The following is a 13,109-nucleotide window of genomic DNA, read 5'->3' as shown; positions in this document are numbered from 1 at the left end:
CCATTCTAGCCCAGGGCAACGCCCTGGGTTTCTGGGGCCGAACAGAACAGATGCGGTCGCCCCAACGAAACGAGGCGGCGCTCGTCAGACAGCGATGGATAGGGCCGCCCCTTTGGGACTATGGCGTGGTTTTGCCGCCGGTTTCCCAGGGCGTTGCCCTGGGCTGAAATAGCGGTGCCCCGTTGGGGCGGACGGAGACACAATGCAGCTTCGCTGCACATTCCCCAGGCCCAACGGGCCGAGCCTAATCTAGCCCAGGGCAACGCCCTGGGTTGGTGAAGCCAAACAATCCCCGTAGCCCCAACGGGGGCGGCCCTAGCCTGACATCAGTCCCAAACATAACGTTCGTCGATCTCGAGTTCATGCCGTTTGCAGAAGTCTCGGAATTCGTCCTGAAAGGAAAGTTGGCGGTGATGCTCTTCTTGGTTGCCAATGTATTGGACGACTTTCGGGACATTGGATTGACTCACGGAAAAGGCTCCGTATCCAGTTTGCCAAGCGAACTCGGTCGCTCCTTCCGTTTGGCGTTTGATCCATTTGCTGGTTTCCGTTTTCATATGTTGAACCACGTCCTTGATCGCGAAACTCCGGCTGAGCGTGAGTAACGCGTGAACGTGATCTTCCACTCCACCAATTTTGATTGCTGGTGATTGGACGTTGTCACGTAGAACCGTCGCCATGTACGCGTAAAGTTCCGATCGCAAGGTCGCATCCTTCAGCCAAGGAATTCGTCCCTTGGTGGAAAAGACGATGTGCAGATAAACGCGGGCCAAAGACTGCGGCATGGTTCAACCTTGCGAATGGCACAATATCCGAGAGAAACGACGTCCCCGTCACGGAGACGCCACAGGCCCAATGGGCCGACCCTATTCTAGCCCAGGGCGAAGCCCTGGGTTTTCAGAACGGCGCGAATGTCGGTAGCCCCAAAGGGGCGGCGCTAACCAGATAGAGCCGCCCCGTTGGGCAACGCCGTGAACGATTTAGGCGACGGTACAAAACCCCAGTTTTTGAAGTCGATCGCGATCTTCTTTCGTGGCGCGAGTGACGTTGGGGAGACCGCAACGAGGCTTGTCTTTCTTGTTCGGTTTATACCTCGCCTCCTTGCTCGACTTGCGTTCGTAATCATCGATCAGCGCATCCCTCAGCATCTCCGATAAGCTCGGTTCCTCGAGATCGGTCTCGTTGAGGTTCTCAAGAATGCGTTGGAAAGAACGCACCACCCCTGCGAAGCTGATTCGACCAGGCATCGCGACCGGATCACCCCGGCGACGTTTCTTCGCGAGGTGTACTTTCAAGGCATACAGCTTGACGATCAGAATACTGAGGATCGACCAATGCAACTCCACCAACGCCCGGACGCTCTGGCGGCAGCGAAGTTGTCGTCGTCCATACGTTTGCTTTAGGTTGCGAAATTCCAATTCGATTCCCCAGCGGCTCTTGTAAATTACCAGTGCTTGCTCGTCCGTGAGCTTCTTCTCATCCAAAACGCTCGTTAAGAGAACTGCCTCTTTGCGGCCGAGTTGGATCTGAATCATGCGAAGCTTCAGGGGACGCATGCCCTCACGGCGTTTGTCCTTGGGCCAGCAGTAAACAAGGTTGTCTTCGCCAGGCTCGACATCGTAGCCGAGGCTATGCAGCAAGTTGACGTTCGCGCCGACGCGAACGAGAAAGTGGTGTCCCCCATCGATGATGCTCTTCCAAAATTCGTAGCCAACGAATCCCGCGTCACCGGTAAACAACGTTTTCCCCGGGAATTCGCCGTTTTCTAGCATCTCTTGCACGTGTGCTCGTTCGGACGCATTGCTAGGCCCAAGTTTCCAGCACCAAGTCAGTTGCGTGGCAACGTGCCAAATCTTTGTGATCCAAATCTGGGGTACTGGCGGTGCCGGTGGATTCTTCTCGATGGCCTGACGGCGCATTCCTTTGGTCTTCTTTTTTCGATACCGAGCCGTTGTCCCGTGACCATGATTGGGAGCGCAAAACGCTTTTTCGTTACTCAGTGTTCGCGGCGTTGTGTTTCGAGAACCATCGACAGCCATGACGACCCAACCAGTCGTCCTCCAAAGCTTGCCGGCGGTTGCCTCGATTTGCTTGTGAATCCGAGTAAGCAAAACCTCGGACAACCAGGGAGTCCATCGAACCAGCGCCTTGATCAGTCCAGAGTAACTTGAAAATGCGATCCTCCCGTGGACCTTTTTGCATTGCCGGGTGCCTGAATCAAAAGCATCCTTGAGCTTGTCCTTGTCAGAGAAGATCCACAGCAAGGCTTGGATCATCAGAGTCATTGTCTTCCAGCCAGTGTTGCCGTGGGCCTGCGTCGGCACTGCCTGCTCGTCACCCAGCACCCAATCGATCGCACTGCGGAACTCTTTGGCGTTGCGCGTCTGGGCTTTCCGATAACGCTCTCGCTGAGATTCGATCTTGACCTTGCGCTTAGCTCGGTTGGATTTCCTTTGTCGAGCATGTTCTTTGGCCTTGCTTGATTCGTGAGAATCGAGTTTCTTTGACACAGCCGGATTCCTTTCTGACTGAAGTGTTTCAGTTGGTTGGTAGGGGGATCCGGCTTTTACACTTCAAGGGCAGTTCAGCAAAACACCACAAATCGCGGCCTCAAAATCGTTCACGGCGTTGCCCGTTGGGGCTACCGACGTGTTCGTTCCGATGAATTCCCAGGGCTTCGCCCTGGGCTGAAATAGCAGTGCCCCGTTGGGGCGAAAGAAGAGTGTGCACAATCATTCCCATGTCACCGCAACGGATTCGCCCAGGCCCAACGGGCCAGCCCTATTCTAGCCCAGGGCAACGCCCTGGGTTTTCAGAACGGCGTGAATCTCGGTAGCCCCAAAGGGGCGGCGCTAATCAGATAGAGTCGTCCCGTTGGGGCGGAGGCGTCCCATGACTCACTCGGTTGTGGCCGCAGCGCCGAGCGCTTCGGTCAGCAGACTGTGTTCGGTCCATTCGCTTGCTGGGCGGATGCCGGTCAGGCGGCCTTGGTGAATCACGCCGATTGAATCGCAGACGCCGAGCAACTCGGGCAAGTAACTGCTGATCAACAAGATCGCTTTGCCTTGCGCCGCCAACTCACCAATGGTTTGATAGATCGTGCGTTTGCTGCCGATGTCGATGCCGCGTGTGGGCTCATCGAGCAACAGGATCTCGCAATCGTGATGCAGCAAACGAGCCAAGGCGATTTTCTGTTGGTTCCCGCCTGACAACTCGCCGATTGCCTGATCGGGATCACTCGCCCGAACCGCCAATTCTTTCATCCAGTGCTCGGTCGCCTTCTTCATTTCCGATCGGCGAAGGAACGGGCCTCGTCGGTAAGGCTCCGTACGAGTCAGCGTCAAGTTCTCGGTCAGACTGCGTTCCAAGAACAACCCTTCGTTCTTGCGATCCTCGGACACCAAACCCATCGCGTCTCGGATCCAACTCTTCTGCGGATCCCGTCGCGCATTTTCGCGGCCCATCACAACGACTTTGCCGGACGCCAATCGATCGAGTCCAAACAGAGCACGAACGGTTTCGGTCCGTCCCGCGCCGATCAACCCGGCGAGCCCCAAGATCTCGCCGCGATGCAGCGTCAACGAAACATCCGTTGGCAATCGTGACCCACGAACCTGTTCGAGCTGCAACACGGGTTCGCCGCGAACATGATCGAGGTCGGGATAGAGCTCGGAGATCTCTCGACCGACCATCATCCGCACGATGGAATCCATCGGCATCCAGTCCGAATCGGTTTCCCTCAAGCTGCCTGAGCCGGCTGTCACGCCATCGCGGAGCACGGTGAAGCGATCCCCGATCCGCTGACACTCTTCGAGGAAATGGCTGATGTACAGCACGCTGACGCCTTCGGACTTCAGTCGCTCGATCACCGCGAACAGGTTCTCGGTGTCGACCTGGGTCAGGCTGCTGGTGGGTTCGTCCAAGATCAATAGTTTCAGCTTGCGGCCGGCCACAACCGCGCGAGCGATCTCGACCATTTGCTGCTGAGCGATCGACAATTCGCGAACGGCTTGTGCCGGATCAATGTCGTCGCAGTGCAACCGCTTCAAAGCTTCCTTGGCGATGGCATTTTGCCGGCCACGATCCAGCCAACCACCGCCCCGTCCGCCCCAACGAGACGGTTCGTCGCCCAGGGTGATGTTGTCCGCGACCGACAAATCGGGAGCCAAGTTCAGCTCCTGATAAATCATCGCGATGCCCGCGGCCTGGGAGGCTCGCGGGTTGCTCAGATCGACTTCTTCCCCATCGATTTGAATCCGACCGGCGTCCGGGCAATGGGCACCAGACAAAACCTTCATCAACGTGCTCTTGCCAGCACCGTTTTCGCCGATGATCGCGTGCACTTCCCCCGGACCAACGACCAAGTCCACGCCATCAAGCGCCTTGGTCGATCCAAAGTGTTTGCGAATTCCGGTCAGTTCCAGACGATGGGTGGCGTCGATCACAGCAGTTCGTCGAGTTGCTTGGAAAGACTGGCGAAGTGATCCAAGGTCGTCTTCACGGCTTCGGGCTGGGTCATGTCGACACCGGCGCCACGAAGCAGATCCAAGGGGTCTTGGCTGCAACCACCACGCAAGAAGTTCAGGTAATCGTTCAGTTCCGATTCGCCACCGCCAAGCACGCGGCGACTGAGAGCCACGGCAGCACTGAGTCCGGTGGCGTACTTGTAAACGTAGAACGCACGGTAGAAGTGAGGGATGCGGAAACATTCCAGTTCCAACGCATCATCGACGATGAAATCGGGACCGAAGTATGCGTCGAGCAATTCGCGATACACCGCGCGGAATGACGCAACCGTCAACGGCTCGCCGGCTTCCGCCATTTCGTGCGTCTTCTTTTCGAACTCCGCGAACATCGTTTGCCGGACCACGGTGGCGCGGATGCTGTCGAGTTCATTGTTGATCAAATAGGCTCGCTCGGCATCGTCTTGAGCATTCTCAAGCAAGTGGTGCGTCAGCAATTGTTCGTTGAACGTGCTGGCCACTTCCGCCACAAAGATCGTGTAGTCGTAGTACTGATAAGGTTGGTTCTTCGACGAGTACCAACTGTGCATTGAGTGGCCGGCTTCGTGCGTCAGCGTGAACACATCGTTGAGCACTTCCTCTTTGAAGTTCATCAAGATGAACGGGTCGCCGTCGAATGATCCGCAACTGAACGCGCCGCTCTGTTTGCCTCGGTTGGGATAACGATCGGCCCATCGTCCACGCATGCCCGCTTCCAACGTCGACACATATTCGTCGCCGAGCGGTTGCAGTGATTTCAAAACCACATCGACCGCTTGGTCCCACGTGTGATGCTTTTTGATCCCGGACAGAATCGGCACGTAGGTGTCATAGTGATGCATGTCGGGCAAGTTCATCTTGCGACGACGCACGTCCAAGTACTCATGGACGGCTGGCAACGAATCTCGCACCGCTTGGATCAAGTTGTCGTAGACCGACACCGGCATGTTGTCGGGGAACAACGACGCTTCCAAACTGCTCTCGTAGTTGCGAGCCCGAGCGTAGTACACGTCTCGGTGGACACTGCCGGCCAAGGTTGCTGCGAGCGTGTTCTCGTGTTCCGAGAAGACTTGGTAATACTGATCAAATGCCTTCTTGCGAACGTCGCGGTCGGTGCTGTGCAAAAACTGGATGAACGTTGCGTGCGACAACTCCATCCGTTGTCCGTCTTCGTTTTCCAGCTCACCGAACCGCAGGTCAGCGTCGTTGAGTTGTCGAAATGCATTGCCCGCCGCACCAGCCATCTCGCCTTGCATCGCCAGCAAACGTTCTTCGCGATCGGTCAACGTGTGCGGGCGATAGCGAACAATTCGCTCGAGCAACAACTTGTAGGGTTCCAGAACCGGATCGTTCAAAAACGATTCCATCTTTTCCGGTTCGATGCTCAGCAATTCGGGACGGACAAAACTGCTGGCCTGCGACGCTTTCACGGCCAAGTTTTGAAACCGCGACTTGCGAGCCTGGTGATCGCTGTCAGATTGATTCTCGGTCGTTCGCAAAAACGCGTAAGTGCCACATCGTTCCGCCATCCGGTCGAACTCGCCATCGAAATCCAAGAATTCACGGATGACTTGGGCCGATTCGCCCAAGCGTCCACGAAAGCTTTCGAAGGTGTCGGTTTTCGAGGTCAACGTGTCGAAATCGGCCTGCCAACCCTCCTGGGATTCGTACAGACTGGACAGGTCCCAGCAATCGCTGGCGGCGACTTCGTCGCGAGTAGGCAATTTCGTGGCGGCGGGTGCGTTCATCCGTGGAGCATCGTTGGTGAGAGGAGTGAAGATGAGTTCAAGCCGGATAGTTTAACATCCGACTCAAACCGCCATCACCGCCTCACGGGGCAAGTCCCAGATCCTGTCCATTCGCCTGATTCGCGGTGCTTTGGAACGGATTTGGCCCCACAGAATGAATCCGCCATCCCTCGCTGGACGCGAGTTGCCCTGGTTCAGTCCGCCCAGGTTCTGTCCGCCCGGGCTCGATCTCGACAGGCTCGAACTTCAAAGCTTGGCCGGAATACGGGTCCCGCGTTGCCTCGGCCGGCAAACCCAACCGATCGAGGTTCACTTCCGACGCCGTCAGCCCCTTGTCTCGGATCGCGTTGAGAATCCGCAAGCACCGACATCGAATGTGATCTCGTTCGAACGATGCACGACAGGAGTCCATCGCCGTCATCGCTGCTTGCGTCATCACTTCCGTCGGTGGACCACGATTGGCCGACCAATCACAGGGAGGCGTTTTGCCTCGGTCGATTTGACTCTGCATCGCGGCCAAGTAATCCGGCATCTGGTTCGAAAACACTCGCAACACCGCGGGCATGGATTGAATCGAAGCGATCCCGTAAACCCGTTCGGTTTTGAGAGTGTGCAAGAACGCGTCGCTCGATTCGCGTTCCGTCAACACTTTTTCGATGGCAGCGTGCGTGCCGGGATCCAGCGGCGAGACCTGCATGATCGCATTGAGTTGATCGATCGCGGACTGCCGGATCGCAACGTTGGTTTGATAAACAACGACTGTCGGACCCGTCTCTTGCAAACCTGTCAAACGCATCAAATCGACGCACAGCATCGCGGACTCATCGACCTTGCCCTTGGTCGCCAAAAACCGAGAACCACAGAGCATCAACCGGCCAACCATTCGCAATCGGCCGACTTCTTTCAACAAGACTTGCATGTATTGATCAGGCGGCATCACACCGGACGGCGTCAGCGGTGAGGGCCACGCATAACGCTGGCAATGCGACGCGTCTCGCAGAGCCGGCAAGACCAGTGGATGTTGTTGAAAAGCATCCTCCAACAACGCCACGTTTTGGGCCGACAATGGTTGGCGAAGATCAGCGGCAGCATCTGAATTCAAATACGGATGGAGAGCCTTGGCGAGTTCTTCCGCCGACTCGATGACCTGCAGTATCTCCCGTCGCGCATCCACTTTGTCCGCCATTGGCCAAACGGACACGGGAGTCGGATCCCCCAGCTCTGAGAGCGAAACCGGGTCACCGTTCGATGCAATGGCCTGCAACTGAGCCTGGACCCGGTACTGACGGAGCCCAATCGGGAGCCCCACCACCAACAGGCCGATGCACAGCAAACCCAAGCAGCCGAGTGAAGTTGTTTTTGCGTTCATGCTCCCCCAGGCCAGATCACCCGCTAGCAGGGGCGCGAAAAAATTCTGGCTTCTCTCTTTGTAGCGGCACGGCGCGAGCCGTCCGGTGCCCGGCGGTAGAACTTGCCACGTTGAGTCTCAAGCGGGACCGGACGGCTCGCGCCCTTCCGCTATCAATCCGGCAAACGCTGCCTGGGCTTCCGCACGGATTTGGTCGGCTGGTTTTCCGGTCGCGGCACACAGCCGTTTGACCTCGTCGTTTTCCAATGAGAACCGCAGCGTTCCATCAGGCAATCGCACCGTCTTGCCGGTCGCGGGTCCGTCCGGCGTTTGCACGGTCTGACTTTCGCGAGCCAGCTTGGAACGATTCATCTCCGTTCGACGAATTCCAATCGTGCTGGTTTGGGTGAAGAGCAACGTTTGCAACGCACCGATTCGGCCGGCGTCGCACAGCACCGAGACGGTTGTCGCCAAACGTCCCTTTTTCATCACGATGGGAGTCTGCCAAACATCGAGCGCTCCCGCGTTCATCAACAGCTCGCTGACATTGGCCAACTGCTCCGCCGTCGCATCGTCGATGTTGCTTTCCAGCAAGGTGACTCGATCGGTTTCGATTTGACCTTGGGAAGAGCTCGCTTCGGCAAGCTCACCCAGCGTCACCCGCAACACATTGGCTTGGCCTTCCAAATCACGTGTTCCCGATCCATAGCCCACTCGCAACGGAGTCATCGCCGGAGGCGGACCAAACGATCGAGCCAGCGTCTTGATGATTGCGGCCCCGGTGGGCGTGGTCAGTTCCGATTCGATGTCGCAAGCCATCAACGGCACACCCGTCAGGATTTCCGCGGTGGCAGGCGCCGGCACAGCAACGCGGCCATGATCAATCGTGATCGCACCGGTCCCGGTGGGAATGGTCGATGACGTCGCGTGTTGAATGTCCAACGCATCGATCGCGATCGCCACGCCGACGATGTCCGCGATGGAATCGATCGCGCCAACCTCGTGGAAGTGAACTTTCCGAAGCGAGCAACCATGGACCTTGGCTTCCGCTTCGCCCACGCACAGAAAGATTTTTTTCGCGAGAGCCTTGGCGGATTCGTTGATCTCGCTGGCCTCGTCGATCATCGCATCGATGTGGTGCAGATGCCGATGAGCCTTTTCCGGCGGGTGATCGATGTGAATTTGCACGGCTCGAAAACCGCACTTTTTCACTTCCTCGGTCCGCAGCTTCAAATCCGGCAGATTCAGCGATTGCAGCCCCTGCTGGATCTGGTCCACGGACACGCCCAAATCGATCAGGGCGCCCAAGGTCATGTCGCCGCTGATTCCCGATAAACAGTCAAAGTGCAGTGTTTTTGTCATGCCGATAATGGAGCAAAACGAGCTGGAATTACCAAGCCGACCATTCATCAAAACCTCACCTGGGGCCTCCACAAATCGCGTTCCGGTGAACCCCTGATTCGTGGTAACTTGTCTGCCTACCGCAACTTGCTTGTCATCTCCTCCGGAACTTTTCATGACCGACGAAAACGAAAATTTGCCAGCCGAAGCCATTGGCGAAGATGAATTGCAACGGCCGCAACCGATCGATGATCCGATCTCCGACAACCAGTCGCAGGACTTGTACCAAGTCATGCGGCACACGATCGAGCGATTGGAAAAGGACAACACGGCTCGCGGTGATGTGAAGATCCTTTCCCGAACGATCCGGGAACTGCGGTACGCATTCAAAGTCTTTCGGCCGTATCGTCGGCGACGCAAAGTCACCATCTTCGGATCGGCCAGAACGGCTCCGGATCGTCCGGATTACCAATCCGCGGTCGACCTGGGCCGGCGGATGGCGGCTCACGGTTGGATGATCATCACCGGTGCCGGCGGCGGCATCATGGAAGCCGGTCACAAAGGCGCCGGACGCGATGCATCGATGGGCCTGAACATCATGCTGCCGTTCGAACAAGGCGCCAACGAATACATCGAGAACGATCCCAAGTTGGTCACGCTGAAGTACTTCTTCACTCGCAAGTTGATGTTCTTGAAAGAGTGCAGTGGCATCGTCTGCTTGCCCGGCGGATTCGGAACGCTGGATGAAGGCCTCGAAGTCCTGACGCTGCTTCAGACTGGCAAGCAAACCATGATGCCGTTGATTTTCCTCGATCATCCCGGCGGCAGTTACTGGAAGGACTTGGGTAAATTCATTGACAAGCAACTGATGTGCAACGGCATGATCAGTCCCGAGGACGTGGCCCTCTACAAAATCACCAACTCGGTCGATGAAGCCGTCGAAGAGCTACTGACGTTCTATGACGTGTATCACTCCCAACGTTACGTCGGTGATAAGTTGGTGCTGCGGATGAAGCGAGCGTTGTCGGAAGAAACCTTGGAATTGATCCGCACCGAATTCGCGGACATTTTGAAGAGCGGCACGTTCGAACAAACCGGACCGCTGCCCGTCGAATCCAGCGAACCCGAACTGGCTGATTTCCCCCGCTTGATCTTCCACTTCAACCGGCGTGGCCTTGGTCGATTGCGAATGTTGATCAACCAAATCAACGGCCATCCTCTGACCACCACCCCCGATCCCGAGTGCTGAACAGAGACTTAACGCTTTGAGGCCCGACGGGCCGGCACAGCCCTTGCCGGTGCCGTCAGGCACCGGAAACAGTTCCAGCTACTTCATCAGTCCCGGAGGGGCGACAGAGGACAGATCCGACAACCGAAAAATTCAGACTGTTGATATCAGATCAGCCGGAACGCGATCGCGTTCGGTTCGTCTTCAGAAACCGTGGGCTATCGCCCATCGGCTGATCGCTCAATCTTCGCGATCGCATTGGTTGGCATCCTCGCCTGCGAAGCCTTAAGCTGAAGGCTTGATTCCCATCCCCATCGCAGCTGACGAGGATCTCTGATGTCGACAACACTTCCAGAAATCGCACCCCCCAAAGTCCGTCACACCCAGTTGTTCATCGACGGCCAGTGGCGGGATTCAGCCAGCGGAAAAACCTTCGCCACCATCAACCCCGCGACCGAAGAAGAGATCGTTCAAGTCGCCGAAGGTGACAAGGAAGACATCGACGCCGCAGTGGCCGCGGCACGCAGAGCCTTCGACTCGGGACCTTGGCGGACGATGGACGCTCGCGATCGCGGACGGCTGATGATGAAGCTAGCCGATGCGATCGAGAACGAGATCGATGAGCTGGCTCAACTCGAAACACTCGACAACGGGAAACCCCTTCGCGAATCGCGGCACGCGGATTTGCCCCTGGTGATCGATGCGTTGCGCTACTACGCCGGCTACGCAGACAAGATCCAAGGCGAAACGGTTCCCATTCGTGGCAACTACCTCTGCTACACCCGGAAAGAACCAGTCGGTGTGGTCGGTCAGATCATCCCTTGGAACTTCCCCATGCTGATGGTCGCTTGGAAGTGGGGCCCGGCTCTCGCCACCGGTTGCACGATCGTGATGAAGCCCGCTGAACAGACACCGCTGACCTGCCTGCGAATGGCCCAGATTGCCAAAGACGTCGGCTTCCCCGATGGCGTCATCAATGTCGTGCCGGGCTTTGGCCCGACCGCCGGTGGAGCCCTGGTCGACCATCCTGGCGTAGACAAAATCGCCTTCACGGGAGAACACCGGACGGCTCAGTTGATCATGAAGAACTCCGCCCAATCGTTGAAACGACTGACGTTTGAACTCGGCGGCAAAAGTCCCAATGTGATCTTCAGCGACGCAGACTTGGACGCTGCTGTGCAAGGCAGCTTCGTGGGTCTGTATCTGAACCAAGGCCAATGTTGCTGTGCCGGCAGTCGCGTGTTCGTGGAAGAATCGATTCACGAAGCCTTCGTCGAAAAACTAACCGATTTGACAAACAAACGCGTCGTCGGCAACCCGTTCGAACACACCACCGAACAAGGTCCTCAAATCGATCAAGCTCAATTCGACAAGATCATGAGCTACATCGACAAAGGCAACCAGCAAGGCGCGTCCTGCGTCAGTGGTGGCAAGCGTTCTGGTGATCGTGGTTACTTCATTGAGCCGACCGTGTTCACCGACGTTCAAGACGACATGGCGATCGCTCGCGATGAGATCTTCGGTCCTGTGATGAGCGTGCTGTCATTCAAAGACAGCGACGACATTCTGAAACGAGCCAACGACACGATGTTTGGATTAGCGGCTGCCGTGTGGACACAAGACATCAAGAAAGCCCACCACTTCGCCGCCAACGTTCGCGCGGGAACCGTGTGGGTCAACTGCTACGACGTCTTCGACGCCGCCGCTCCGTTTGGCGGATTCAAGATGAGTGGTCAAGGTCGTGAGCTAGGAACCGAAGGCCTGAAGGCTTACCTGGAAAGCAAAACCGTCACGGTCGCTCTTTGATTGTCACTCGATTCAGTAATCGGTCCTGGTCAGCAACATGTCTGGGCAGGATCGCATTCCAACTCTTCCACTGAGTCGCTGAACAACGGCGTCGAGAAGTAGCGTTCCATGCGGTCGGGAAAGACCGTGACAATCGTTGAATCGGGCGGGAGATCGCGTGCGGCTTCCAGGGCCGCGGCGAAGTTCAACCCTGAACTTGGCCCGACGGGAAATCCACGCCGGATCAGTTGGCGACAACACGCCAAAGCCACGCTGTCTTTCACATCGACTTGTCTGAGTCCGGGCAGATGGGCATCGCGGAAGATTGCCGAAGCACTTTCCACCACACCCGGTATCTTCTTGCTGAAACTGGAACACTCCAACTCGTACAGGCCATCGGAGCAGACCGGCCGAGCCAGCACCGGCCGAGTGTTGCATCCGAAATCGCAGAACCCCTGGTACAGCCCGACCAAGGTGCCACCCGTTCCGACCCCACTGACGACCGCATCCACCGAACGAGAAGGAACTTGAGCAATGATTTCCGCGGCGGTTTGATAGCGATGTGCCGCCGGGTTGTCTGGGTTCTCAAACTGCTTGCTTGCGAACGCTTCTCCTCGACCGGCGATCTCATCTGCCAATGCCATCGCTCCGCCCACGCCTTCCTCCGCCGGTGTCAGGATCACTTCGGCTCCAAACGCTCGAATCATCTTGATCCGTTCGGAACTCACCCCGCGCGGCATGACCGCAGTGAATCGCAAACCAAACTGGGCGCACATCAATGCAAGCGAAATGCTGGTCGACCCGCTCGATGCTTCGACCACCGCATCACCACGGCCCAGCAACCCGCTTCGGATTGCCTTTCCCAAGATGAAACGAGCGATCCGATCTTTGGTGGAGCCACTCGGGTTGTGATATTCCAGCTTGCACCAAATGACTGGCCCATCATCGGACAGTTTCACCGGCGCAATCGGAGTTGAGATCGCTTCGGTTGCATAGCTGTACGAAGCCGGATGATTCGTCATAGTTCCATCGCGGGTTGCGAGTTCCTGGCGGTGACACCATTTGTCAAACCAACAATTGACATTCCAAGTTTGGCGAATGCCACTGTTTTCTGCAGCAACATAAAAAACGGACGACCGACCACCCTTAACACGCCG

Annotated in this window: 9 protein-coding genes; 2 read left to right on the top strand and 7 right to left on the bottom strand. The window is 56.9% G+C overall.

Translation table 11 applies throughout. From position 1 onward, the window contains the following. Nucleotides 1–326 precede the first annotated feature (326 nt). The 6 genes from UH5x_RS17185 to larC all read right to left on the bottom strand — a co-directional run bounded on the left by UH5x_RS17185 (nucleotide 327) and on the right by larC (nucleotide 8,960). Nucleotides 327–785, bottom strand: a complete 459-nt coding sequence (locus UH5x_RS17185) for a transposase (protein ID WP_482633142.1) — start codon at nucleotides 783–785, stop codon at nucleotides 327–329. A 195-nt stretch (nucleotides 786–980) separates the two neighbouring features. Next, nucleotides 981–2,510 carry a transposase gene (locus UH5x_RS17180; protein ID WP_482632748.1) on the bottom strand — a complete coding sequence of 510 codons (1,530 nt, stop codon included), beginning with the start codon at nucleotides 2,508–2,510 and terminating at the stop codon, nucleotides 981–983. 387 nt (nucleotides 2,511–2,897) lie between these two features. Continuing rightward, nucleotides 2,898–4,445, bottom strand: coding sequence for a sugar ABC transporter ATP-binding protein (locus UH5x_RS17175; RefSeq protein ID WP_482633141.1), 1,548 nt, complete (start codon nucleotides 4,443–4,445; stop codon nucleotides 2,898–2,900). Beyond that, a complete protein-coding gene (gene pepF / locus UH5x_RS17170) occupies nucleotides 4,442–6,250 on the bottom strand; it encodes an oligoendopeptidase F (RefSeq protein WP_482633140.1) in 1,809 nt (602 codons plus the stop codon). The genes UH5x_RS17175 and pepF overlap by 4 nt, the downstream gene beginning before the upstream one ends. An 82-nt stretch (nucleotides 6,251–6,332) precedes the next feature. After that, nucleotides 6,333–7,619 (bottom strand): hypothetical protein, encoded by a 1,287-nt coding sequence (locus tag UH5x_RS17165; RefSeq protein ID WP_482633139.1) that lies wholly within the window; start codon nucleotides 7,617–7,619, stop codon nucleotides 6,333–6,335. Between the two features lie 117 nt (nucleotides 7,620–7,736). Next, the gene (larC, locus tag UH5x_RS17160) at nucleotides 7,737–8,960 is read right to left on the bottom strand and encodes a nickel pincer cofactor biosynthesis protein LarC (RefSeq protein ID WP_482633138.1); all 1,224 of its coding nucleotides are present in this window, start codon (nucleotides 8,958–8,960) and stop codon (nucleotides 7,737–7,739) included. A gap of 154 nt (nucleotides 8,961–9,114) precedes the next feature. Here larC and UH5x_RS17155 point away from each other — a divergent pair, with 154 nt between their 5' ends. After that, nucleotides 9,115–10,188, top strand: a complete 1,074-nt coding sequence (locus UH5x_RS17155; protein WP_482633137.1) for an LOG family protein — start codon at nucleotides 9,115–9,117, stop codon at nucleotides 10,186–10,188. Nucleotides 10,189–10,503: 315 nt separating this feature from the next. Continuing rightward, nucleotides 10,504–11,973: an aldehyde dehydrogenase family protein gene (locus tag UH5x_RS17150; RefSeq protein ID WP_482633136.1), complete on the top strand. Its 1,470-nt coding sequence runs from the start codon at nucleotides 10,504–10,506 to the stop codon at nucleotides 11,971–11,973. Nucleotides 11,974–12,002: 29 nt separating this feature from the next. Here the strand turns inward: UH5x_RS17150 and UH5x_RS17145 are convergent, their stop codons facing one another. Then, nucleotides 12,003–12,974, bottom strand: a complete 972-nt coding sequence (locus UH5x_RS17145) for a cysteine synthase family protein (protein WP_482633135.1) — start codon at nucleotides 12,972–12,974, stop codon at nucleotides 12,003–12,005. Nucleotides 12,975–13,109 lie beyond the last annotated feature (135 nt).

It is taken from the genome of Rhodopirellula sp. UH5 (genome assembly GCF_056839225.1).
The sequence above is the reverse complement of the archived record's forward strand: the minus strand, read 5'-3'. Positions and strand labels throughout refer to the sequence as shown.